This window comes from Amycolatopsis sp. NPDC048633 (assembly GCF_040650695.1).
Taxonomy (GTDB): domain Bacteria; phylum Actinomycetota; class Actinomycetes; order Mycobacteriales; family Pseudonocardiaceae; genus Amycolatopsis.
The window spans coordinates 24,725-48,882 of record NZ_JBEZHS010000050.1 but is presented as its reverse complement, the minus strand read 5'-3'; the positions used below and the strand labels follow the sequence as shown (position 1 = coordinate 48,882).

General features: G+C 72.1%; 20 protein-coding genes. 8 read left to right on the top strand and 12 right to left on the bottom strand.

What is annotated here, in order from left to right:
* Nucleotides 1–119 precede the first annotated feature (119 nt).
* The 5 genes from AB0C38_RS45865 to AB0C38_RS45845 are packed head-to-tail and all read right to left on the bottom strand — an operon-like array spanning nt 120 to nt 4,152.
* Nucleotides 120–1,088, bottom strand: a complete 969-nt coding sequence (locus tag AB0C38_RS45865) for a ThuA domain-containing protein (RefSeq protein WP_360686680.1) — start codon at nt 1,086–1,088, stop codon at nt 120–122.
* A gap of 13 nt (nt 1,089–1,101) precedes the next feature.
* Nucleotides 1,102–1,953 (bottom strand): MBL fold metallo-hydrolase, encoded by an 852-nt coding sequence (locus tag AB0C38_RS45860; RefSeq protein WP_360686677.1) that lies wholly within the window; start codon nt 1,951–1,953, stop codon nt 1,102–1,104.
* A complete protein-coding gene (gene pqqE / locus AB0C38_RS45855) occupies nt 1,950–3,338 on the bottom strand; it encodes a pyrroloquinoline quinone biosynthesis protein PqqE (protein WP_360686674.1) in 1,389 nt (462 codons plus the stop codon). Before pqqE ends, AB0C38_RS45860 begins: the two co-directional genes overlap by 4 nt.
* Nucleotides 3,335–4,024, bottom strand: a complete 690-nt coding sequence (pqqC, locus tag AB0C38_RS45850) for a pyrroloquinoline-quinone synthase PqqC (RefSeq protein ID WP_360686671.1) — start codon at nt 4,022–4,024, stop codon at nt 3,335–3,337. The genes pqqE and pqqC overlap by 4 nt, the downstream gene beginning before the upstream one ends.
* The gene (locus AB0C38_RS45845; protein ID WP_360686668.1) at nt 4,009–4,152 is read right to left on the bottom strand and encodes a hypothetical protein; all 144 of its coding nucleotides are present in this window, start codon (nt 4,150–4,152) and stop codon (nt 4,009–4,011) included. Before AB0C38_RS45845 ends, pqqC begins: the two co-directional genes overlap by 16 nt.
* 266 nt (nt 4,153–4,418) lie before the next feature.
* Between AB0C38_RS45845 and AB0C38_RS45840 the strand changes: the two genes are divergently transcribed.
* The 4 genes from AB0C38_RS45840 (at nt 4,419) to AB0C38_RS45825 (ending at nt 11,224) form a co-directional block, all read left to right on the top strand.
* On the top strand, nt 4,419–6,554 hold the full coding sequence (locus AB0C38_RS45840) for a PQQ-binding-like beta-propeller repeat protein (RefSeq protein WP_360686665.1): 2,136 nt from the start codon (nt 4,419–4,421) through the stop codon (nt 6,552–6,554).
* A 127-nt stretch (nt 6,555–6,681) separates the two neighbouring features.
* Nucleotides 6,682–8,382: an FAD-dependent oxidoreductase gene (locus tag AB0C38_RS45835; protein ID WP_360686662.1), complete on the top strand. Its 1,701-nt coding sequence runs from the start codon at nt 6,682–6,684 to the stop codon at nt 8,380–8,382.
* Nucleotides 8,383–8,666: 284 nt separating this feature from the next.
* Nucleotides 8,667–9,872: an LLM class flavin-dependent oxidoreductase gene (locus AB0C38_RS45830; protein WP_360686659.1), complete on the top strand. Its 1,206-nt coding sequence runs from the start codon at nt 8,667–8,669 to the stop codon at nt 9,870–9,872.
* A gap of 11 nt (nt 9,873–9,883) precedes the next feature.
* A complete protein-coding gene (locus AB0C38_RS45825) occupies nt 9,884–11,224 on the top strand; it encodes an NtaA/DmoA family FMN-dependent monooxygenase (RefSeq protein WP_360686656.1) in 1,341 nt (446 codons plus the stop codon).
* 2 nt (nt 11,225–11,226) lie between these two features.
* On the opposite strand, the gene AB0C38_RS45820 is transcribed toward AB0C38_RS45825, so the two are convergent.
* Nucleotides 11,227–12,087, bottom strand: a complete 861-nt coding sequence (locus AB0C38_RS45820; protein WP_360686652.1) for a LysR family transcriptional regulator — start codon at nt 12,085–12,087, stop codon at nt 11,227–11,229.
* Between the two features lie 89 nt (nt 12,088–12,176).
* Here AB0C38_RS45820 and AB0C38_RS45815 point away from each other — a divergent pair, with 89 nt between their 5' ends.
* Nucleotides 12,177–13,001 (top strand): TIGR03620 family F420-dependent LLM class oxidoreductase, encoded by an 825-nt coding sequence (locus tag AB0C38_RS45815; RefSeq protein ID WP_360686649.1) that lies wholly within the window; start codon nt 12,177–12,179, stop codon nt 12,999–13,001.
* A 1-nt stretch (nt 13,002) separates the two neighbouring features.
* Here AB0C38_RS45815 and AB0C38_RS45810 read toward each other — a convergent pair whose 3' ends face one another.
* From AB0C38_RS45810 to AB0C38_RS45795, 4 genes are all read right to left on the bottom strand, one after another.
* Nucleotides 13,003–14,712: an ABC transporter ATP-binding protein gene (locus AB0C38_RS45810; protein ID WP_360686646.1), complete on the bottom strand. Its 1,710-nt coding sequence runs from the start codon at nt 14,710–14,712 to the stop codon at nt 13,003–13,005.
* Nucleotides 14,709–16,340, bottom strand: a complete 1,632-nt coding sequence (locus AB0C38_RS45805; protein ID WP_360686683.1) for an ABC transporter substrate-binding protein — start codon at nt 16,338–16,340, stop codon at nt 14,709–14,711. The genes AB0C38_RS45810 and AB0C38_RS45805 overlap by 4 nt, the downstream gene beginning before the upstream one ends.
* A gap of 121 nt (nt 16,341–16,461) precedes the next feature.
* Complete coding sequence (locus tag AB0C38_RS45800) at nt 16,462–17,457, bottom strand: ABC transporter permease (protein WP_360686643.1); 996 nt, start codon at nt 17,455–17,457, stop codon at nt 16,462–16,464.
* On the bottom strand, nt 17,457–18,395 hold the full coding sequence (locus tag AB0C38_RS45795) for an ABC transporter permease (RefSeq protein ID WP_360686640.1): 939 nt from the start codon (nt 18,393–18,395) through the stop codon (nt 17,457–17,459). Before AB0C38_RS45795 ends, AB0C38_RS45800 begins: the two co-directional genes overlap by 1 nt.
* A gap of 194 nt (nt 18,396–18,589) precedes the next feature.
* On the opposite strand from AB0C38_RS45795, the gene AB0C38_RS45790 reads away from it, so the two are divergent.
* The 3 genes from AB0C38_RS45790 to AB0C38_RS45780 all read left to right on the top strand — a co-directional run bounded on the left by AB0C38_RS45790 (nt 18,590) and on the right by AB0C38_RS45780 (nt 22,281).
* Entirely contained in the window at nt 18,590–19,990 is a 1,401-nt protein-coding gene (locus AB0C38_RS45790) for a pyridoxal-phosphate dependent enzyme (RefSeq protein ID WP_360686637.1), read from the top strand.
* A 118-nt stretch (nt 19,991–20,108) separates the two neighbouring features.
* Nucleotides 20,109–21,170, top strand: a complete 1,062-nt coding sequence (locus AB0C38_RS45785) for an LLM class flavin-dependent oxidoreductase (protein ID WP_360686634.1) — start codon at nt 20,109–20,111, stop codon at nt 21,168–21,170.
* The gene (locus AB0C38_RS45780; protein WP_360686632.1) at nt 21,163–22,281 is read left to right on the top strand and encodes an LLM class flavin-dependent oxidoreductase; all 1,119 of its coding nucleotides are present in this window, start codon (nt 21,163–21,165) and stop codon (nt 22,279–22,281) included. The genes AB0C38_RS45785 and AB0C38_RS45780 overlap by 8 nt, the downstream gene beginning before the upstream one ends.
* A gap of 7 nt (nt 22,282–22,288) precedes the next feature.
* Here AB0C38_RS45780 and AB0C38_RS45775 read toward each other — a convergent pair whose 3' ends face one another.
* A complete protein-coding gene (locus AB0C38_RS45775) occupies nt 22,289–22,891 on the bottom strand; it encodes a flavin reductase family protein (RefSeq protein WP_360686629.1) in 603 nt (200 codons plus the stop codon).
* Between the two features lie 113 nt (nt 22,892–23,004).
* Nucleotides 23,005–24,141, bottom strand: a complete 1,137-nt coding sequence (locus AB0C38_RS45770) for an acyl-CoA dehydrogenase family protein (protein WP_360686626.1) — start codon at nt 24,139–24,141, stop codon at nt 23,005–23,007.
* Nucleotides 24,142–24,158: the final 17 nt, after the last annotated feature.

Sequence of the window (24,158 nt, the reverse complement as noted above, 5' to 3'; positions counted from 1 at the left end):
CATTTTTGTAAGCACACCTTGTGGGACTTAGAGTCCCTCAAGGTGGCCTTCACGGCTGTGGCCGGCCTGAGTGCTGGCGCCGGGAGCGGGTCCGGGCGATGCAGTCTCGGGCCCGGCCGTCAGCGGCAGAACGGCGAGGCGCCGGCCGCGGACTTGATGCCGTTCACGATCAGCGACTGGAAGTACGCCGCGCCATCCGCCGTCGTCGTGTTGGTGAACGCCCAGGCCTCGTGGCCCAGCGTCGTCACCCACGACCGGCCGCCGTCGTAGTACTGGCACCACGCCACCGGGTGGTTGTCGCCGTGGCCCGGGTGTCCCATCGATCCCTTCACGCCCTTCGCCAGGGTCTTCTCGTCGACCTTGGCCAGGATCCGGACGTTCGTGGGGAACGGCACCAGGTTGTACCACTCGTCCGTGAAGGCCCACCGGTTCGGCAGCCCCTTCGTCGAGACGTCATTGCGGTCGGCCGTCTGCACGACCCCGGGCTGGGCCGGGCCGTGGTCGTAGTAGTTGGCTCCGCCGAGCAGGCCTTCGTACCACGGGAAGTTGTACTCGGTGCCGAACGCGTTGTGGATCGCGACGAACCCGCCGCCACCGCGGATGTACTGCCGCAGCGACGTCTGCGCCGCGTCGTCGAGCGTGTCGCGGCTGGTGCTCAGGAAGACCACCGCGTTGTACTTGAACAACGCGTTCGGGGTGGCCAGCTGCGTGACGTCCTCGGTCCAGTCGACGGCGAACCCGTTCTCCTGCCCGAGCCGCACCATCGCCTTCTGCGCGACGTTCGCGTCGGTGAGCGGCGGGTTCAGCCCGGGCGCCAGCGCCGGGCCCAGGTTGGCGTGCCGCGGTCCCGGGGTGCGCGTGTACACCAGGACCTTGACGCCCTTGGACAGGTCGAAGTTGCCCCAGTTGTGGTAACACCGCGAGTCCAGGCCCCGGCACACGCCGTAGTCCGGGTCGCCCAGCTCCGTCGCGCCGGTCTTCCCGCCGTCGTGGGCGGACGCGGGCAGGCCGAACGCCAGCATGGTGGTCAGTGCGGCCGCCATCGCGCTGGCGAGCGCGGTCAGCACCGTCGCCGATCGTCTTTTCATGGGTCTTCCATCCTTAGATCTCGAGCAGGTGCCCGTCGGCGGCCACGGAAGCGTTGACCTCGGCCAGCTCCGCCAGCTCGGGTGCGCCGGGCAGGACCAGGGGGTTGGTGTTGTTGAGGTGGGTGAACACGTAACGGGGACCGGGGTGCGCGCCGAGCAGCGGCAGCACTTCGCGGATCGCGAGGTGCCCCATGCCCGACGCCGGGCGGTCCGGCCCCAGCTCGTCCTCGGTGAGGAACGTGCCGTCCAGCACGACGACGTCCGCGCCGGTCACGAGCTCGGTGTGCCATGTGGACAGTCCGGGGGCGTACACGAAGACACCGCCGGACGTCTCGAACCGGTAGGCGCTCACCCACTCGCCCGCGGGCAGCGCGGCCGCGTACCGGGGCCGTTTCCCGCTCAGGACGACCGTGGTCACCCGCAGGCCGCCGTCGAGGTCGAAGGGTTCGCCGTCGCGGACCCGATGCTCGCGCACGCGGGTGTAGCCCCCGAGCGCGGCTTCGATCGGAAACGCGGTCTTCAGCGCGTCATGCACCGAAGCGGTGGCATAGACGTCGAGCGCGGTGGTTTCGCGCAGGCCGAGCAGACCCAGGGTGTGGTCCAGCTCGGCGCTGGTGAACAGGACCCCGCGGATCGGCGTGTCGCGGGTGCCCGGCGGCGGCCGGATCTCGGGCGTCGCGAGCAGCTGCGTCCGCAGGTCCGGCGACGCGTTGACGAGGTACCACGACGCACCGTCGCCGCTGACGGCCAGGCCGTCCTGGGTCCGGGAAACCCCCTCACGACGAGCGTGCTCGCAGACCCGGCAGCCGCAGTTCCACTGGGGTGCGCCACCTCCGGCAGCGGTCCCCAGGAACCGGACCTTCACGACATCCGCCGGGGTACGACCGGTTCGGGTCCGTGCGCGCCGACCTGGTCCAGGACGAGCTGGTGGTGCTCGGACAGCTCGCACACCGGGTCGGTGGCCCCGGCGTCCCCGGTCAGCTGGAAGGCCTGGCAGCGGCACCCGCCGAAGTCGATCTCCTTGAGCGCGCAGCTGTGGCACGGGTCCGGGAGCCAGTCGGTGCCGCGGAACCGCCGGAACGCGCTCGACTCGTACCAGATCGACGACAGCGACCGGGTCCGGACCGACGGGATCTCCAGGTCCGGCAGGGTTTCCGCGGCCAGGCAGGGCAGCACGCCCCCGGTCGGGGTGACGACCAGCTGCCGGGCGCCCCACCCGTAGTTGCACGGCTTCGGGCGCGGGTCGTAGTAGTCGGCCGCGACGTGCACGATCTCGAATCGGTGCACTTCCCGCGCCTGGGCGACGGCCGCGGTCGCGCGGTCCACCTGCTCGCGGCTGGGCATGAGCGCGGCACGGTTGCGCAGGGCCCACCCGTAGAACTGCGTGTGCGCGAGTTCGAGACGGTCGGCGTCCAGCCGCGCGGCGAGGTCGGCGATCGCCGGGATGCGGTCGACGTTGGCCCGGTGCAGGACGACGTTGATCGTCAGCGGCAGGCCGGCTTCCCGCACCGCCTCGGCCACGGCCAGCTTGCGTTCGTGCGCCCGGCGGCCGGCGATGACGTCCGCCGGCGCGGCTTCGGAGTCCTGAAGGGACAGTTGGAAGTGGTCGAGCCCCGCGTCGGCCAGCTGCGCGATCCGCTTGCCGGACAACGAAACACCACTGGTGACGAGGTTGGTGTACATCCCCAGCCGGTGTGCGGCGGCGACCAGGTCGGGCAGGTCGCGGCGCAGGCCGGGCTCGCCCCCGGACAGGTGCACCTGCAGCACCCCGAGTTCGCGGGCCTGCTCGAACACTCGAGTCCACGTCCCGGTGTCGAGTTCGTCGCGGTAGTCGCCGAGGTTGAGCGGATTGGCGCAGTAGCCGCACTGCAGGGGACAGCGGTAGGTGAGCTCGGCGAGCAGGCCCAGCGGAACCGGCGCCCGTGGTGACGACGGGGTCTCCCCCGCCACCACGGAAGCCGGCCGCGCCGGGGAGACGCCGGATCCGCTGCCGATCAGGCCACGTGCTTCGAGATCCGCCAGGGTTCGCAGCACCGAGCCCTCGGTGACCCCGGCGTACGACGCGCCGAGGTCCTCGACGATCTCCCCGGCCGTGCGGAGCGTGTCACACCGTTCGACGACGGCGACGGCGGTTTCGTTGAGCAGCAGCACCCCTTCGGGGAACAGCAGCACCGGCCGCCCGCGCACGGAGTCGAACCCCAGCCGGACCCCCCGGCGCAGGCCCGGCCGGTCGCCGGTCGTGACGCTCATGAGCGCTCCGCGTAGTCCACCGCGTCGAGCACGCCCCACAGCACGTCGCACTTGAACGCCAGCGCGCGGATCGCCGCCTCCTGCTCAGCGCGGCTCAGGCAGTGGGCGAGCACGAGTTCGAGGGTGCGGCTGCTGTCCTCGCGGGCGGCGGGGATCCGCCGGTCGAAGTAGGCGAACCCGGCGGGCTCGATCCAGGGGTAGTGCGTGCGCCACGCCGTCACGCGGTCGGCCATGTGGTCCGGGGAGAACAGCTCGGTCAGCGCCGCGGCCACGCTTTCGATCCACGGCTTGGTCCGGCAGAAGTCCAGGTACCGGTCGACGGCGAAGCGCACGCCGGGCAGCACGTGCCGCTCGTCGAGCACCTCGGCCCGGCTCAGCCCGACCGCCTCGGCGAGGCGCAACCATTGCTGCATCCCGCCTTCGCCGTCACGCTCGCCGTCGTGGAAGACGATGCGGCCCACCCACTCGCGTCGCACTTCGGGCAGCGGGCAGGCCGCGACGATCGCGGCGTTCTTCTGCGGCAGGCACTTCTGGTAGTACCAGCGGTTGGCCACCCAGCGGCGGATTTCGGCCGGCTCACAACCCCCTTCGTGCACCCGGAGGTGGAACGGGTGGTGCGCCCAGTAGCGCTTCTCCAGGCCGAGCAGGGCGTCGGTGAACTCCGCCGGCGTCAGCGGGCGTTCCACGGCGCCCCGTCAGCGGCGTAGGCCGTCACCTCCGGGCGGGTCTCGTAACACTCGGCCACGGGCTCCGACCAGCTCGGCAGCACGGGCACGAGTTCTTCGGCGGCAACGGATTCCAGAACCGACGACATGCTGACGCTCCTCTTCACGGCAACGGGACAGAGAGACCGACAGGTCCACCTAGCGGACCGATCGACCCGCCTAGCGTTCCGGACAGTACCCCCGGCCCCGATGCGGAACAAGAGGCGGAACGCAATCCGCGAACCCTTGCGAGAGAGCACTCAGGCGTTTTAAGCTCAACCGTCTCTCGGGTCATGCGTACCACCAGGCGGACCACTTAGCTTCGGCTCGTTCACCTCCTCGCAGCGCTGTTCCTCAATGAAGAGAGGGCAATTCGATGGATCGTCGGAAATTCCTGACCGGTGCGGCGGGAGCGACCGTGCTGGGCACCGTGCTCGGCTCCCAGCCCGCCGCGGCGGACACCCCGAAGCAGCCCGCTTCGTTCGGCGCGCCGGGGGCGAACTTCCCGAAGGTGGGCGGCGATCTCGGCAACCAGAACCACACCCCGCTGAGCCAGATCAACCGCCGCACGCTCGACCGGCTCGGCGGCGCGTGGCACGTCAACCTCGAGGGCGGCGACACCTCGAGCGCGCAGCAGAGCACGATCGTGGCGCAGGACGGCGTCCTGTACGTCCAGACCACCCAGCAGAACGTGTACGCCGTCGACGGGCGGACCGGCGCGGTCAAGTGGAAGGCGAACGTCGGCTCCGAGCGCACCAACATGCGAGGCGTCGCGCTCGGGCAGGGCAAGGTGTTCTCGACCTCCGGCGCCAACATCCTCCACGCGCTGGACCAGAAGACCGGCGCCGTGGTGTGGAAGACCCCGCTGCTGACCGAAGACCCCGGCCAGGGCACCCCGGAGCCGTGCGACCCCGCCAACGGGCAGTGCGGCGGCACGACCGGGACGCTCGCGGGCGCGGTCGTCTACTGGGACGGCCTGATCTACGTCGGCATGCAGGGCAGCACCGCCGGCGCGCGCGGGCGGGCGTACGCGCTCGACGCGGCCACCGGCAAGATCGCCTGGACGTTCTGGGCGGTGCCGGGTCCGGACCAGTTCGGCGGCGACACCTGGGAAGGCGACAGCTGGAAGACCGGCGGCGCGGTCTGCTGGATCCACCCGGCGATCGACCCGGACCTCAAGACCGTCTACTGGACCTTCGGCAACCCCTACCCCCGCACCAACGGCTCCACCCGCGGCGGCGACAACCTGTTCGCCAACTCCCTGGTGGCGCTCGACGCCAAGACCGGCAAGCGCCGCTGGCACTTCCAGTCGGTGCACCACGACATCTGGGACTACGACAACGTGATGTCGCCGGTCCTGATCGACCTCCGGATCGACGGCCGGCTGCGCAAGGTCCTCGTGTACGGCAGCAAGGTCGGCATGTACTACATCCTCGACCGCACCAACGGAAAACCCGTCCAAGGCATCGAAGAACGCCCGGTCCCCCAGGACCCGCGCCACAAGACCTCGCCGACGCAACCGTTCCCGAAGGGCGACCCGTTCGTCCCGCAGGAGCCGCGACTGGACAACGCCACGCGGCCGGTGCCCTTCTACCCCACCGGCGGCCTGTTCGCGACGCACTGGGACCGCGCGACGATCATCTTCCCCGGCGCCGGCGGCGGGGCCGACTGGTCGCACGTCTCGTTCAACCCCGAGACCGGCTGGGTCTACGTCGGCTACGGCCTCATCAACTCCGCCTACTCCAACACCGTCGGCGGGCGGGTCAACACCGCCCGGCCCTACGGCGAGTACTTCGCCGGCGGGCTCGCCGCGGTCGACCCGCGCACCAACAAACTGGTGTGGAGCAAGGACAGCCAGTGGTCGCTGGCCCACGGCAACGGCATCCTCACCACCGGTGGCGGGGTGATGTTCCAGGGCGGCCCGGACGGCGTCCTCATCGGCATGGACGACACCGACGCCCGCGAGCTGTGGCACTTCCAGTGCGGCGCGGGCGTGCACACGAGCCCGATCAGCTACGAGATCGACGGCCAGCAGTACCTCGCCGTCTTCGCCGGCGGCAACGGCCTCCCCTACCCCGACATCCCGAAGGGCGACCACCTCTGGGCGTTCAAGCTCGGCGGGAAGGTCGCGCCGGCCGCCGCGCCCACGCCGCCGTCGAAGCGCAACCAGATCCGCGCCGCGGCGGTCACCGCGGCGGCCGCCCGCAACACCGTCACGCTCGGCCGCGTCTGGGACGCCGCCGCCGGGGCACCGGGCGCGCAGGAGAACACGGTCGCGCAGACGGCCATGGCGCCGCAGAACCTCAGTGTTCCGGTGGGCACGGAGATCACGTTCGTCAACCCGGCGGGCAACGTCTCCGCCCACGGCGCGGTGTCGTTCTTCGAGTACGAGTTCGACAGCGGGACGCTGATGCCGGGCCAGTCCTTCAAGCACACCTTCACGAAGAAGGGCGAGTTCTTCTACAACGACCCGATCTACCCGCAGAGCACTGGGAAGATCGTCGTCACCTGAGCGCGGCAGCGCGACGCGGACGGCCACCGGCACCTCCTCCGCGTCGCGCCCAGCGTTATGAACTATCCGGTTAGTACCGAAGATCCTGAGCGCCGCCGGCGGCGGTGTCAAGCCTCGAGGAGCGCCCTTGCTCGGCCAGCCCCTCCGCCTCGGCGGGATCACCCTGCCGAACCGGCTCGTGTCCGCGCCCATGGAACGCAACTACGGCGACGCCGACGGGCACCTGACCGCCCGGTACGCCGACTACCTGCTCGAACGCGCCCGCGCCGGAGTCGGCCTCGTGTTCACCGAAGCCACCTACGTCCGAGCCGACGGAAAGGGGCGGACGCACCAGCTCGGCGCCCACGACGACTCGTGCGTCCCGCCCCTGGCCGACCTCGTGACGCGCATGCACGCCGAGGGCGCGCTCGTCGGCTGCGAGCTGAACCACGGCGGGCGCACCGCGCAGAGCCGCGTCAGCGGGCAGCCGTGCGTGGCCCCGTCGCCAGTGCCGTGTGAAGTCGCCGGTGGTGAGCTCCCGCTCGAACTCACCACCGACGACGTCCACCGGCTGGTGACGTCGTTCGCGGACGCGGCGGCCCGCTGCGTCGCGGCAGGGGTAGACGTCCTGTCCGTCCATTCCGGACACGGCTACCTGGTGCACCAGTTCCTGTCGCCGCGCTGCAACCGCCGCACGGACGAGTTCGCCGACCCCGTCCGGTTCCTCAACCTGGTCCTGGCCGCGATCCGGGAGCGGGTCCCGGACACGACCCTGGGCATCCGCTTCTCGGCGCTGGAGGGCGTCGAGGACGGTCTCGACGCCGACGCCACCTACAAGGTGATCGAACGCGTGTCCGTGGACCGGCTCGACTTCCTCGACATCTCCGCCGGTAGTTACGAAGCGGGCGAATGGATCGTCCAGTCCGGCGAGTGGGAGCCCGGGTTCCTGCGCGACCTCGCGAGGCGCTACCGCGCGTTCGGGCTGCCGCTGGGCATAGCGGGCCGGATCAACTCCCCCGAAGTCGCGGCCGGCCTGGTCGCCGACGGCACCGCCGACTTCGTCAGCCTGGCTCGCGCGTTGCACGCCGACCCCGCCTTCGCCGCGGCCGCACTGGGAAACGCACCCTCCTACCGCCCCTGCATCGCGTGCAACGTGTGCATCGACGACCTCCGCGACGGCCCGGTCGGCTGCTCGGTCAACCCGGCCCGCCCGCCGATCCCGCTCATCACGAACCGGCCGGAGGTGACCGTGGCCGGCGCCGGGCCGGCCGGGCTGACCGCGGCCCGCGAGCTCGCGCTGGCCGGCGCGCACGTCACCCTGGTCGACGAACACGACGAACTCGGCGGCGCGATGGCCCTGGCCGCGCGGATGAAAGCGACCCCCGAGTTCCCCCGGTTCCTCACCTGGTCGGCCGCCGAACTCGCCCGGCTCGGCGTCACCCCGGTGCTCGGGCAGCGGTACGAACCGGCCGCGACGACGCTGGTCGACGCGACCGGCGGTGTCCCGGTCGTCCCGGACGTCGAAGGCGTCGGCTGCCGCGCGTGCACACGCTTCGCGCCTGGCTGTCCTCGGGCGCGCCCGATCCCGGAACGTGCGTCATCTGGGGCGTGGACGCGGCGGGGATGGCCGCCGCCGACACCCTGGCGAGCCGGGGCGTGGTGGTCGTCCTGGTCGGCGCGGAACCCGAGATCGCCCCCGAGTCGGGGCGGCGGGCGAAGATCCTCGCCGTCCCCCGGCTCCGGTCCGCCCCGGGCGTCCGGATCTTCCTGTCGACGGAGGTCCGCGCGATCACGACCGACCGGATCCTGCTGCCGGACGGCTGGCTCGACGCGCCCGGACCGGTGCTGATCTCCCACGGCATCGCCCCAGCCGAAACTCTCCGCGGCGCTGCCGCAGTCACCGGGCCCGCCTCGACCATCCGGCAGGCGGTAACGGCCGGGCACCGGGCCGCGGCCGAGGTCTCGGCCCGGCTGCGCGGGATTTTCGGGGCTTGACGTGCGGCGTCGCCACGCCTGATGGATATTCCCGTCACCGGCCACGACCTCGATTCGTCCCAGTGGTTGGCCATCCCTGCCCGCCACCCGGAACCCGGCGCACACTGCGGACACGGGCCGAGCGAAGGGAACGCCGGGATGGCATCAGGAAACGGACCACGGATCGCCGTCGCGCTGGACGGCGCCGGCTGGCACCCCGCCGCGTGGCGCGAACCCGGTGCGCGACCGGCCGAGCTGCTCACCGCCGCCTACTGGACCGACCTGGTCCGCGAGGCCGAGGCCGCCAAGCTGGACTTCGTCACCCTCGAAGACTCGCTGGCCCTGCAGACCGTGAGCTACCTCGACCGGCCCGGCGAGCGGACCGACATCGTCCAGGGCCGTCTCGACGCCGTGCTCATCGCCGCCCGCGTCGCCCCGCTCACCTCCCGCATCGGGCTCGTGCCGACCGCCGTCGTCACCCACACCGAGCCGTTCCACCTGTCGAAGGCCATCGCGACGCTCGACTACGTCAGCGGCGGCCGGGCCGGCGTCCGCGTGCAGGTCGCCGGGCGCGCCGACGACAACCGGCACTTCGGCCGCCGCGAGTTCGGCGAGTTCCGCCTGGAGGACTCCCACGAGCCCGACCGGCCCAGCCCGCTCGCGGACCTGTTCGACGAGGCCGCGGACTACGTCGAGGTGCTGCGCCGGCTGTGGGACAGCTGGGAGGACGACGCCGAGATCCGCGACGTGGCCACCGGCCGGTTCGTCGACCGCGAGAAGCTCCACTACATCGACTTCGAAGGCCGCTGGTTCAAGGTCAAGGGCCCGTCGATCACCCCGCGGCCCCCACAGGGCCAGCCGCTGGTCACCTCACTCGCCCACGCCCCCATCCCCTACCGGCTCGCCGCCCGCTCCGCCGACGTCGTCCACGTGACGCCGTTCGACCGCGAGCAGGCCGCCACGATCGTCGCCGCGGTGCGCGACGAGCAGGACCGGGCCGGGCGCGGCGGCGAAACGCTGCACGTCTTCGGCGACGTCGTCGTGTTCCTCGGCGAGACCGAGCGGGCCGCCGCGGACCGCAAGGCCCGGCTCGACGACTTGGCGGGCACGGAGTACTCCTCCGACGCCCACGTCTTCACCGGCACCCCGGCCGGCCTCGCCGATCTGCTGCTCGACTGGCACGGCGCCGGGCTCTCCGGCTTCCGGTTGCGGCCGGGCGCGGTGCCGCACGACCTGACCGCCATCACCCGGGGACTCGTCCCCGCGCTGCGGGCCCGCGGGGCCTTCCGCACCGACTACGAGGCGGACACCCTGCGCGGGCTGCTCGGCCTGTCCCGCCCCGCCAACCGCTACACCGCCGTCTGAGGAGGATCGAGATGTCCCAGCCCCGCAAGCAGATCCACCTCGCGGCGCACTTCCCCGGCGTCAACAACACGACCGTGTGGAGCGACCCCGAAGCCGGCAGCCACATCGAGTTCAGCTCCTTCGTCAAGCTCGCGCAGACCGCCGAGCGCGCGAAGTTCGACTTCTTCTTCCTCGCCGAAGGCCTGCGGCTGCGCGAGCAGAACGGCGAGATCTACGACCTCGACGTCGTCGGCCGCCCGGACACCTTCACCGTGCTGTCGGCGCTGGCCGCCGTCACCGAACGCCTCGGCCTGGCGGGAACGATCAACTCGACTTTCAACGAGCCGTTCGAGGTGGCCCGCCAGTTCGCCTCGCTGGACCACCTCTCCGCCGGACGCGCCGCCTGGAACGTCGTCACGTCGTGGGACGCCTTCACCGGCGAGAACTTCCGCCGCGCCGGGTTCCTCCCCCAGGACCAGCGCTACGCGCGCGCCGAGACGTTCCTGCGCACCGCCTGGGAGCTGTTCGACTCCTGGCGCGGCGACGAGATCGCCGCCGACCAGAGCACCGGCGAGTTCCTCCGCGACCTGGCCGCGGGCGCGTTTTCCCACCACGACGCGCACTTCGACATCGAGGGCCGGTTCCCGGTGCCGCGCAGCCCGCAAGGCCGCCCGGTGATCATCCAGGCCGGCGACTCCGAAGAAGGCCGCGAGTTCGCCGCGGCCACCGCCGACGCGATCTTCAGCCGCTACGGCACCCTCGAAGCCGGACAAGCGTTCTACTCCGATGTCAAGGGCCGCCTGGCGAAGTACGGCCGGACCGCCGAGCAGCTGGTGATCCTGCCCGCGGCGACGTTCGTCCTCGGCGACACCGACGCCGACGCCCACGAACGCGCCCACGTCGTGCGGCGGCAGCAGGTCAGCGCGCAGACCGCGATCAAGTTCCTGGAGCAGGTCTGGAACACCGACCTGAGCGACCACGACCCGGACGGCCCGCTGCCGTCGACGGATCCCGTGGTCGACGGGTCCACGATCGCGCCCGGCCGCGCCAGCGTCCGCATGTACCGCGACCCGCTGGCCACCGCCCGCGAATGGCGGCAGCTGGCCGAGGCGAAGAACCTCTCCACCCGCGACCTGATCGTCGAGGTCACCGGGCGCCAGACGTTCATCGGCGCACCCTCGACCGTGGCGGCGGCGATCGACGACCTCGTCCAGGCCGACGCGAGCGACGGGTTCATCCTCGTCCCGCACGTCACCCCCGGCGGGCTCGACGAGTTCGCCGACACGGTGGTGCCGCTGCTGCAGGAGCGCGGCTCGTTCCGCACCGAGTACACCGGCACGACCCTGCGCGAACACCTGGGGCTGGACGCCTGACGTCAGTCGCCGAAGTCCGCCACGTGGGCCGCGGCGCACCGGCCGGGCAGGTCGGGTGGGGTGATGACGCTGCCGGTGATCGTCAGCCGCGGTTCCACCGGAACCGCGCGCACCCGGGCCGAGCGGACTTCGGCGAGCTGGTCCGCGGGCAGCAGCGCCCAGCTGTGCGGGTCGGTGCCGATCTCGACGATCGTGTCCTGGAGCGTCCCCGGCGGGCGGCCGAGCGGGGCGCGGACCCCCGCGTCGCGCAGCGCGGAGGTGACGGCGTCGTGCAGGGGCAGGTCGTGCTCCCGCGACGGGACGCGCAGGGTCCCGCCGGCCAGTTCCGCGACGCCGACGACGGGCCGGCCGGCGGCGGGGTGGTGCCGGGACAGCAGCGCCACCAGCGGTTCGGTCCACGTCGGCAGGACTTCGAGCTCGTCGGCCGAGTGCACTCCCCTGGCCAGCGTCAGGTCGATCTCGCCCTGACGCAGGGCGTCCAGGCGCGCGGCGATCGGCAGGTCGACGAGGACGACGTCGAACGTCGGGGACGCCTCGCGCAGCGCGTCGATGCCGCGTTCCAGGCGCGTGGTGAACCCGGCGCCCGTGCCGATGCGCATGGTGCCCCCGGACGCCCCGGCGGCCGTCCGCACCCGGTCGGCCGCCGCCAGCGCCTCGCGCGCCGCGCCGAGCACCCGGTGCCCGGCCGCGGTGAGCCGGACGTGGCGCGGGGAGCGGTCGAGCAGCCGGACCCCCAGCTCGCGTTCCAGCCGGGCGACCTGCTGGCTGACGGCGGGCTGGGCGATGTGCAGCCGCTCGGCGGCCCGGCCGAAGTGCAGCTCGTCGGCGACCGTGACGAAGTACCGCAACGCGCGTAGCTCCACCGTTCCTCCTCCCGGCGATAGCGCCAGGTTATCGCTGCGCGTGGGCGCCGGGGCTGGTTCCACGATCCGGGCGGTGCTGGAGTCTTCCCATGACGATCGACCCCGGAACTCTCGGCGCGCACCTGCGCGAACACCAGGCATCCCCGGCCGCGGCCCGCGAACTCGAGCGGGCCGGCTACGGCACGCTCTGGCTGGACGCCTCACCGCCGGCCGAGCTCGCCCAAGCGGAGGAACTGCTCGACGCCACCACCCGGCTGGTCGTCGGCACGAGCGTGGTCAACGCCTGGACCGCCGAAGCGGCGGCCGTCGCCCGCTCCTACCACCGGATCGAGGCCAAGCACCCCGGCCGGTTCCTGCTGGGCGCCGGGATCGGCCATCGCGAAGTCCACACCGAATACGCGTCGCCGTACGACCGGCTCACGTCCTATGTGGACGATCTGACCGCGGCCGGCGTACCCGCCGGGCGGATCGTGCTGGCCGCGCTCGGACCGCGGATGCTGCGCCTGGCCCGGGACCGCACGGCCGGCACCGTCCCGTGCCTGGTCACGCCCGAGCACACGCGGCGGGCGAGGGCCGTCCTCGGTCCGGGGAAGCTGCTGCTGCCCGGCCACTTCGCGCTGCTGGAAACCGATGTGGAGCGGGCCCGCGCCCTCGCCCGGTCCCAGCCTCCCGGTACCGCGCTGGGCGTCACCAACTACGCCGCCAACCTGCGGCGCCTGGGCTTCACCGACGACGATCTCGCCGGCTCCGGCAGCGACCGGCTCATCGACGCGCTCGTCGCCCACGGCGAGCCCGGCACGGTCGCGAAAGAGCTCCGGAGCCACCTGGAGGCCGGGGCGGACCAGGTCGGCGTCTACCCGATCGGCGACGACCCGATCGCCACGCTCCTGGCGATCGCCGAAGCGCTGCGGTGACCTAACGCAGGAGCCGCCAGGCTTCACGACGGCGGCGCTGGGCGTCGGGATCGGCGACCGGCGCCGCCGACAGCAGGCGGCGGGTGTAGGCGTGCGCGGGCGCGGTCAGCACGTCCTTGGTGGCCCCCTGCTCGACGACGTGGCCGCGGTGCATCACCGCGACCCGGTCGGCGAGCTGCTCGATCACCGCGAGGTCGTGGCTGATGAACAGGCACGCGAAGCCGAACTCGTGCCGCAGGTCGCGCAGCAGGTCGAGGATCCGGGCCTGGATGGTGACGTCGAGGGCGCTGGTCGGCTCGTCGGCGACCAGCAGGTCCGGGCGCAGGGCCAGGGCCCGCGCGATGCAGGCGCGCTGCCTTTGCCCGCCCGACAGCTCGTGCGGGTAGCGCGTGCGCAGCGACGGCGACAGCTGGACCGCCTCCAGGAGCGCGGTGACCCGGCTGTCCACTTCGGACTTCCGGGCGGCGTGGTGCAGCCGCAGCGGCGTCGCGACGCTCTCCCCCACCGTCGTCCGCGGGTTGAGCGAGGACAGCGGGTCCTGGAACACGACGCCGATGCGCCGCCGCAGCGCCTTCGCGGCCCGTCCGCGGACCCGGGTGATGTCCGCGTCGCCGATGTGGACCGCGCCCGCGGTCGGGGCGAGCAGGCCGGTGACCGCCCGGGCCACCGTGCTCTTGCCCGAGCCGGACTCCCCGACCAGGCCGAGGATCTCCCCCGGCTCGACGTGCAGGCTCACGCCTGCGGCGGCGTGGACGCTCATGGCCCGGAACCGGCCGCGGTAGGTGACCGAGAGGTCTTCCACCCGCAGCAGCGGAGCTACGGCAGGAACGTCCGGGACCGACTCGACCGCCGGGTGTTCGGTCGCGGCCACGTGCCCGGGCGAGACCTCGATGTCCGCGGACAGCGCCCGTTCGAGGCCGGTCGTGGCCGCGCTGCTCAGCGACACCACCGAACCGAGCAGCTGCCGCGTGTAGTCCTCGGTGGGCGCGGTGAAAATCGCACCGACGTCGCCATGTTCGACGACGCGGCCGTCGTGCATCACCACGACGCGGTCGGCGAGGTCGGCGACCACGCCCATGTCGTGCGTGATGAGCAGGATCGCCGTGCCCAGCCGGGACCGCAGGTCCCGCAGCAGCTCGAGGATCTCGGCCTGGACGGTGACGTCCAGGGCCGTGGTCGGCTCGTCGGCGATCAGCAGCTTCGGCTCGTTCGCCACCGCCATCGCGATGACGACGCGCTGCAGCTGGCCGCCGGACAGCTCGTGCGGGTACGACCGGAACCGCTGGCGCGGCGCGGGCAGCCCGACCAGGCCGAGCAGCTCGACCGCCCGCTCGCGGGCCGCGGCCGGCGGGATCGGCTGGTGCGTGCGGATCGCCTCGACGAGCTGGTCGCCGATGGTGAACACCGGGTTCAGCGCGCTCATCGGCTCCTGGAACACCATGCCGACCTCGCCGCCGCGGACCTCCCGCAGCTCGGCCGGGGCCATCGCGTAGAGGTCCCGCCCGGCCAGCTCCGCGCGCCCGGAAACCCGGGCGGTGGGCGGAAGCAGGCCGAGCAGGGACATCGCGGTGACCGTCTTGCCGGAGCCGGACTCCCCGACCACCGCGACGACCTCGCCCGCGGCGACTTCGTAGCCGACGCCACGGACGGCTTCGACGTCCCCGAAGGAGACCGCCACGTCGTGCAGCCGCAGGAGCCCGGCTCCGGTCACGAGACGATCCCGAACTTGCGGTAGTCGACGTAGGCCGGGAACTTGCCGATCTGGACGTCGCCGACGTTCGAGCCGTGCAGGAACGAGTTGCGGTTGTAGAGCAGCGGGACCACCGGCGAGTCGGCGAGGATCTTCTTGTCCAGCGCCGCCCACTTCTTGCCGGCCTCGGCCGGGTCGATGGTGGCCTGCGCCTCGGCGATCAGCCGGTCGACGTCGGGGTTGCTGTAGCGCGACTCGTTGTACCCGCCGTTGCCGATCTCGGTCGACTGGAACAGCGGCTGGATGTTCGCGTTGGCCGACGGGATGTCCGGCTGCCACGAGGTGAGCGTCAGGTCGTAGTCCGACAGGCCCTTGGTGTCCACTTCGGACGTGTAGGTGTCCGAGTCGAGCGGCTTGATGGTGACCTTGATGTTCGCCCGCGCCAGCGCGGCCTGGATCGCCGCGGCCTTCTCGGGGTAGCCGTTCTCGTTGTGCGTGGCCAGGACCAGCCCGTCGATCCCGTTCGGGAAGCCCGCCTCGGCGAGCAGCTGCTTGGCCTTCGCCGGGTCGCCGGACGGCGGCGCCGGGAAGAGGTCGTACTGCTCGCGGCCCTGCAGACCCGGCGTGATCAGCGTGGTGGCGACGTCGCCGGCGAGCTGCGCGTTGCCCGCGCTGGCCACCTGGTAGGCGGCCTTGTCGACGGCGTACTGGAACGCCTCACGCACCTTCGGGTTGGTCAGGTTGCCCCGCTGGACGTTGAGCGAAAGGTACGACAGCGCCCCGGATTCCGACGTGACGAGCCGGGACTTCGCCGACGCGCTGCCCTGGATCTGCGCCAGCTGGGCCGGCGAGGCGAAGGACATGCCGAAGGCGTTGCGGTCGTTGCCGGTGTCGTCGATCAGGCGCTTGGAGATGACGCTGGTGTCCTGGCCGAGCTCGAAGGTGATGGTGTCGGCGTTGGCCTGGCGCGTCGGGTCGGTGGCGCGGTCCCAGTTCGGGTTGCGGACCAGCTTCGCGGACTTGCCGCGCTCGTAGCTCTGCAGCTGGTACGGCCCGGACGCGATCGAGTGGTCACCGTAGTTCGCTTCGGCGCCCTTGCCCTTGGGCACCGGGGTGAACGCCGGGGTGCTGGCGACCCAGTTCCAGTCGCCGTACGGCCGCGCCAGGTGGAAGATGATGGTCTTCGCATCGGGCGTCTGGATGGAGTCGAGCTCCTTGTTGCCGTCGTACGGGCCCTTGTACGCCAGGCCCGGCGAGAGCAGGTCCTTGTGGTAGGCCAGACCGCCGGAGAACGCGGGCGCGAACGAACGTTCCAGGCCCCACTTGACGTCCGCCGCCGTGATCGGCGTGCCGTCGCTGTACTTCAGGCCGTCCTTGAGGGTGAACGTCCACGTCTTGCCGCCGTCGCTCGGGCGGCCGGTGTCGGTGGCCAGGTCCGGCACGACCGTGGTGTCCTTGCCCGGCGCGACGTCCCACGACGTGAGGCGGCGGTGGATCAGCCCGAGCGTCGTCACGACGAGGTTGGAGCTCTTCGCCGGGTCCCAGGTGATCGACGGCGCGTCGTTGAGCAGGACGAGGTTCCCGCCCGGCTTGACCGAGCCGCCTTGGGCGGCCGGTGTGTCGTTGGCGCCGCACGCCGTCAGCAGCATGACGGCGGCCGTCACCCCCGCGGCGAGCCGCAGTGACAACCGGGGCTTCGCCCCGGGCCGGGGGCTCCGCCACCCGGAACCCCCGAAAAGCTGCCAGTGTCCCCGTTTCATGAGTTCCCCTTCAGACGAGGCGGGCTCGCGGATCGAGCGCGCCGTAGCAGAGATCGACCAGGAAGTTCAGGAGCGTGACCAGCAACGCCGAGAACAGCGTCACGCCGAGCAGCACCGGCAGGTTGAGCGACGAGATCGCGTCGACGAGCAGCCGCCCGACGCCGGCCATGCCGAAGATCCGCTCGGTGATCACGGTCCCGGCCAGCAGCGAGCCGAGGTCGACGCCGAACACGGTGATCACCGGCAGCAGGACGTTGCGCAGCGCGTGCCGGCCCACCACCTTGCGCTCGGTGAGGCCTTTCGCCCGCGCGGTCCGGATGTAGTCCTCGCCGAGGGTCTCCAGCATCTGCCCGCGCGTGAGCCGGGCGTAGATCGCGGCGTGCAGGAACGCGAGCACCAGCCACGGCAGCACGAGGTGCCACGCCCACTGCGCGGGATCCTCGGTCAGCGGCACGTACCCGTTCTTCGGCACGACGTCGAGGGCGAACGCGAAGATCGTGATGCCGATCATCCCGGCCAGGTAGGCGGGCATGGACACCCCGGCCATCGCGGCGGCCATCGTGATCCGGTCGACGGCGGTGCCGCGGCGCAGCGCGGAAAGCACGCCGAGCCCGACCCCGAGGACGATCCAGATCACGGCCGCGCCCAGCGCCACCGAGAAGCTGACCCCGACCCGGCTGCCGATCTCGCTGAGCACGTCGACGTTGTTCTGGAAGTCGTAGCCGAAACACGGTGCGGTGCAGTGGATCGCGGTGACCCCGACACCGAACGTGCGGCCGCCGAAGATCCCGCCGAGGAACTCGAAGAACTGCTGGTACCAGGGACTGTTGTACCCCATGAACTCCCGCGCCAGCTCGAGGCTTTCCGGCGAGCACGGGCGGCCGCAGGCCATCCGCGCCGGGTCCGCGGGCAGGACGTAGAACACCACGAACGTCACGAAGGCGACCACGAGCAGGACCAGCAGCATCCCGGCGAACCGGGTCGCGACGAAGCGGACGGTGCGCATCAGGCCGCGCCCCCGGACCGCGGGTCGAGCGCGTCGCGGATCGCGTCGCCCACGACGTTGAACGCCAGCGTGATGAGGAACAGCAGCAGGCCGGGGAAGACCAGGTACATCGGGTCGGTCTCGAAGAAGTCGATGGCCGCGCTGATCGTGCGGCCCCAGCTCGGGGTGGGCGGCAGCACGCCGACGCCGAGGAACGACAGCGCGGCTTCGCTGCCGATCATCGACGGGATGCTCAGGCTGGCCACGACGATGATCGGCGCCCAGAGGTTCGGCAGCAGCTCCTTGGTGAACACGTGCCACGGCCCGCCGCCCATGACCCGCGCCGCGGCGACGAAGTCGCGCTTGGCCAGCGTCAGCGCCTGCGCCCGCAAGATCCGCGCGACGCGCGGCCAGCCGAACAGCCCGAGGACGACGACCAACGTGAACTGCCGCGGGAAGTCGACGGGCAGCACCGCACCGAGCGCGATCATGAAGATCAGGTAGGGGAAGCCGAGGATGACGTCGGCGGTCCAGGTGACCAGCCGGTCCCACCAGCCGCCGAGGTAGCCGGCGCTGATGCCGATGACGACGCCGAGCGCGGTGGCCAGCACGGTCGCGCCGAGCCCGACCAGCAGCGACGTCCGCGCCCCGTGCGCGGCGAGCGCGAAGAGGTCGACGCCGGTGAGCGGTTCGACGCCGAACCAGTGCGCGCCGCTCACGCCCCCGAGCGTCCCCGCGGGCAGGCCGGTCGGCCCCAGCGTGCCGATGTCCGGGACCAGGCTCTGCCCTTCCACCAGCACGAACAGGTCCGCGGCGGCGGCGAGCAGCACGATGAGCACGATCAGGGCGGCGCAGGTGGACGTCCACCACCCGGACCGGACGGCACGCCACAAAGCGGCCGGAAGTGAGCGCGCCGCGGCCGGGGTCACACCGGCGGGCAAGAGCGTGGGGTCGGGCACGGCACCTTCAGGATTCAGCCGATCGAGTGATGATCGGGAACTTTAAGGAATGACGCCTCGTAAACCCAGTGGGCAATCCACTGTCCCACGATCTGGACGGCAAGTCCCGCACTCTTCCCACGAACTGGTAGTGCGTGCGCCGGCCGCGTCCGCCTGGATAGCTGGGGAACAACCGAACCCCGAGGTGGTGCCGCATGGCCTCCGATGACGTCGACGCGTTCGACTCCGTGCTCGACGCGATCGGCGGGACCCCGCTGATCCGGCTCGCCCGGATCGCGCCGCCGGACGGGCCGCGGATCTACGTCAAGGCCGAGTTCCTCAACCCGGGCGGGAGCGTCAAGGACCGCGCCGCGCTCTCGATGGTCCTCGACGCGGAGCGCTCGGGTGCCCTGCCGCCCGGCGGTCTGATCGTCGAAGGCACGTCCGGTAACACCGGGATCGGGCTGGCGATCGTGGCCGCCCAGCGCGGCTACCGGCTGACCGTCGTCCTGCCGGACAAGAGCAGCCGGGAGAAGATCACGATCCTGCGGGCCTACGGCGCCGACGTCGTGGTCACCCCCGGCGCCGTGCCGCGCGAGGACCCGGCGCATGTCTCGCAGGTCGCTCGCCGGATCGCCGAAGAGAACGGCGGCTGGCTCGCCGACCAGTACGACAACCCCGCCAACCCGGCCGCCCACGCCGCGACGACCGGGCCCGAGATCTGGCGGCAGACCCGCGGCCGGGTCACCCACTTCGTCGCCGGCGTCGGCACCGGCGGGACCATCAGCGGGGCCGGCGCCCACCTCAAGCAGGTCAGCGACGGCCGGGTGCGGGTGATCGGGGCCGATCCCGAGCACTCGGTCTATTCGGGCGGCGACGGCAGTCCCTACCTGGTCGAGAGCATCGGGCACTACCTGCACCCGGACACCGTCGAGGACCTCTGGCCGCAGTCGTACCACCAAGACGTCGTCGACCGGGTCGAGGCGATCGGCGATCGCGAGTCCATCCTGACCGCGCGACGGCTGGCCCGGGAGGAAGGACTGCTGCTCGGCGCTTCCGCCGGCACGGCCGTCGCCGCCGCGCTGCGGGTCGGCGCCGGGCTGGGCCCGGACGACCTGATCGTCGTCGTGGTGCCCGACTCCGGCCGCTCGTACCTGTCGAAGTACTACGACGACGACTGGCTCCGGCGCCTCGGCTTCCTCGACGACCGCGAGGACGAGCCGACCGTGGCGGACCTCGCCGGACCGTGGCCGAATCCCGCACCCGGACTGGCGGCCACGGCCTCGGTCGGCGAGGCACTCGCCCTGGCCGACCGGCATCCCGGCGCCGGGCCGCTGTGGCCGGTCGGCCCGGACCGGCCGGGCGTTCCGGGACCACCGTCGGTAGCGGAGGTGACCGGCGCGCTCGACGTCGGCGAGCTCGGCCTGATGGTCCGGGCCGGGGTGGCCCGCCCGGCCGACCCGATCGCCGGCTACGTCACGGGTCCGCTGCCCGCCATCGGGATCGGTGAGGGTCGCGCCGCCGCCGTGTCCCGGCTCGGCACCCACGAAGCCGCGTGGGTCCTCGTCGACGGCCGCGTCGCCGGCTCGGTCGGCAAGCGGCTGCTCGGTTCCTGACTATTCCCTTCACCGCAACGATTCTCCCGCCGTCCCACTCCCTGGCCGTCCCCGCACGACGGACCGGTTCCGGCGCACACTGAAGCGATCCCGGCCGGGGAACGAAAGGGGCGGCCGCGTGAAGTTCCTGCTCATCACCCTGATCACCCACGTCCCGGACCCGGTCACCGGCGTTCTCACCCCGACCCACGACCGGTTGCGCGAGGTGGTCGCGAACGCCGAACTGGCCGAGGAACTGGGGTTCGACGGCTACGGCGTCGGCGAGCGGCACGAGCGGCCGTTCATCTCCTCCTCGCCCCCGGTCGTGCTCAGCCACATCGCCGCCCGGACGGCCCGGATCCGGTTGTTCACCGCCGTCACGACGCTCAGTCTGCTCGACCCGGTCCGCGCGTTCGAGGACTACTCGACCCTGGACAACCTCTCCGGCGGCCGGCTCGAGCTGATCATCGGCAAGGGCAACGGCGCCGCCCAGCGCGAGCTGTTCCACGTCACGCCGGACGACCAGTGGGACCGCAACGCCGAGGGTTACGAGCTGTTCCGCAAGCTGTGGCGCGAGGACAAGGTCACCTGGTCCGGGCGGTTCCGGCCGTCGCTGACCGACGCCGAGGTCTGGCCGCGGCCGCTGCAGCGGCCGATCCGCGTCTGGCACGGCAGCGCGACCAGCCGGGAGTCGGTCGACCTGGCCGCGAAGTGGGGTGATCCGCTCTTCTCCGCGAACGTCACGAATCCCGTCGAGCCGTACGCGGAGCTGGTCCGCCACTACCGCGAGCGGTGGGTCCACCACGGCCACGCCCCGGCGGATCTCGTCGTCGGCGCCGGAACCGCCGGCTACTACGCCGCCCGGACGTCGCAGGAAGCGCTCGAGGTCTACCGGCCGATCTTCGAGAGCCGGCTGGCCCTGCAGACCCGGCTCGGCCTGGAACCGGTGTTCCGGACGCTCGAAGACTTCGTCGAGCGCAGCTCCGCCCTGATCGGCAGCCCGGCTCAGATCACCGACAAAGTCCTGCGGTACCACAAGGAACTCGGGCACGTGGTGATGCACCTGCACGCCGACCGTGACGGGCTCACCGCACGCCAGCACCGCGACACCCTCGAACTGTTCCAGTCGGACATCGCGCCCGTGCTCCGCCGGGAGCTCCCCGGCCCGCCGTGGCCCGCCGGAAAGGACCGTCATGCCTGAAGTCCCGTTGTCGGTGCTGGACCTCGTCCCGATCAGCTCCGGGTCCGGCGTGGGCGAAGCCGTGCGCAACACGGTCGACCTCGCGCGGCAGGCCGAGCGCTTCGGTTATCACCGCTACTGGTTCGCCGAGCACCACCTGAACCCGGGCGTCGCCGGTGCCTCGCCGCCGGTGCTGATCGCGCTCGTCGCCGGGGCCACCAGCCGGATCCGGCTCGGGTCCGCGGGTGTCCAGCTCGCCCACCGCACCCCGCTGGCCGTGGTCGAGGAGTTCGGTCTCCTCGAAGCACTCCACCCGGGACGGCTGGACCTCGGGCTCGGCCGCAGCGGGAAGCAGCTCGTCCGCGAGTACGCCGCCGCGGCCCCACGACCACCGGCGACCCAGGCGGGCAACGGCCTGCTCATCCCCGAGAAGCCCGACTTCGGCACCCTCGCCCGCTCGTCGCGGATCGGCCTGACGTTCGGGCTCCTGCAACAGCCCGGCGCCGAGTCGCCCGACTACGGCGAGCAGGTCGACGACATCCTCGCGCTGCTCGCCGGCACCTACCGGTCCGCCGAAGGGCTGGACGCGCACGCGGTGCCCGGCGAAGGCGCGCAGGTCGAGGTCTGGATCCTCGGCAGCAGCGGCGGGCAGAGCGCGTCCGTGGCCGGCCTCAACTCGCTGCGCTTCGCCGCGAACTACCACGTGAGCCCGTCCAGCGTGCTCGAAGCCGTCGCGGGCTACCGGCAGGCGTTCCAGCCATCGGAGGCGCTCCCCCGGCCCTACGTGGCCGTGTCGGCCGACGTCGTCGTCGCCGAGGACGACGTCACCGCCCGCGAACTGGCCACCGGCTACGGCCTGTGGGTCCGCAGCATCCGCCGTGCCGAGGGCGCGATCCGCTTTCCCACCCCGGAAGAAGCCGCCGCGCACGTCTGGAGCGACGAGGACCGCGCCCTGGTCGCCGACCGCGTCGACACCCAGTTCGCCGGTTCCCCCGCGACGGTGGCGGCCCGGCTGCGGCAGCTGCAGGAGGCGACCGGCGCCGACGAGCTCGTGATCACCACCATCACCCACGACCACGCCGACCGCGTCCGGTCCTACGAACTGCTGGCGCAGGAGTGGTACCGGGGCTGAACCGGGGTCACCCGGAGAAGAACTCGTCCTCAGACGGGATCGTGTGCCGTACCCAGTTGTCGACCCTCGTGAAGGTGGCGCCGCCGAGGCGGCCGACGGGGTGGTAGACGTCCTGGTCGAGGCGGCCGTCCTCGCGCAGCAGGTGGTCGTCCACCGCGACGCCGAGCACCTCACCGAACACCAGCTTCGAGCCCTTGAAGTCCTGGACGGTCACCAGCTCGCACTCCAGGCTCGGCCCGGCGCCCGCCGGGTGCGGCACCGCGATGCCGACCCCCGGCGCCCAGGCCAGCCCGACGTGCGAGGCCTCGTCGACGTCCGGGCCCACGACGGCCGCGGTCCTGGCGACGAGCTCCTCCTGCCCGGCCAGCGCGATCGTCACGGCGAACTGGCCGGTCGCGAGGATGTTGTCCACGGTGTCCTTCCGGCCCGACACCGAGAACATCACGGTCGGCGGATCCATGGTCGTCGGCGCGAAGTAGCTGAACGGTGCGAGGTTGGGCGTGCCGGCCGCGCTCACCGTGCTGACCCACGCGATCGGCCGGGGCACGACGGCGTTCTTCACCATCCACACGAACCCGTCGTGGTCGGCATCGGTGTTGCTGCTGTACATCCTTCTCTCGATCCGTAGTCACTGCCGGGCGGGCTCGGCGGCACCGGTGGTGGGGGTGATCGACTCGGGCACTCCCCCGACCCTACCCAGCGTCGCGCCGGTGAGCAGAACACTCACCCCAGGATCGAGCGGCCCAGCCCGGACAGCACCGCGTCGTCCTGCGGGGTGTGGACGCGGCTGCACAGCACGTCGCGGTAATGCCGCTGCAACGGGTTCGCGTGGGTCAGCCCCGGATTTCCCGCCAGCGCGACGGCCTGCTCGACCGCCTCGATGAGCAGGCGCGTCGCCAGCACCTTGGCCACCCCCGCGTGCGTGCCGGGTTCGCCGGCGTCCACCCGGGCCGACAGGCCGAAGAGGATCTCTTCGGCCCCCGTGATCCGGGCGGCGATCTCCCCCACCCCGGTCTGGAACCGCGGCAGCGTGGACAACGGCTTGCCCAGCCCGCTGGGGACGCGCTCGCGCAGGAAGCCGGTGAGCCACTCCAGCGCGTTGCGCGCCACACCGAGGTAAAGCGCCGGGAGCGCCAGCGGGAACGTGAGCACCGGCGGTCGCTGCTTGTCCGGTGTGGACAGTCCGGCGGTCGCACCTTCCGGGACCGGGACGTCGGTGAAAACGACGTCGTGGCTCGCGCTCGCCCGCAGGCCCAGGTGGTCCCACGTCGGTTCGATCGTGATGCCCCGGGAATCCGCGCGGACCAGGAACCCGCCGACCCGCGGGTCGGGCTCGTCGGTGCGAGCCCAGACGATCATCCAGCGCAGGCCCACCGAGCCGGTCGAGTAGATCTTGCGGCCGGACAGGCGCCAGCCGGCCGCGGTGCGCCGGGCGATCGTCGCGGGCAGGCCGCCGCGGGTCGGCGAGCCGAGTTCGGGTTCCACGCGCAGCGCGTTGATCAGGACCGGCCGCTCCGCCGACTCCGCCAGCACCTCGCGGTAGACGTCGTCAGGCCACGAAGGCGCGGTCGCCTGCCCGGCGTGGACGAACAGCGTCATCGCCGTGACGAGCGCGACCGACGGGTCGCCGCGGCCGAGTTCGGCAAGCAAGCGGGCGGTGTCGAGCACGCCCGCGCCCGGACCGCCGTAGCGCGGGTGCACGGTCGTCGTCAGCAATCCCGCCGCGTGCACCAGTTCGACGCCTTCGTGGGGGAAAGTCCCTTCGCGGTCGTGCTCACCGGCGCGCGCTGCCAGCCCGGCGACGATCGACGGCAACGCGCCCAGGTCGGGCGAGGGCACGGTGGCGACGCTCGTGGTCACGAGATCCTCCGGAGGGT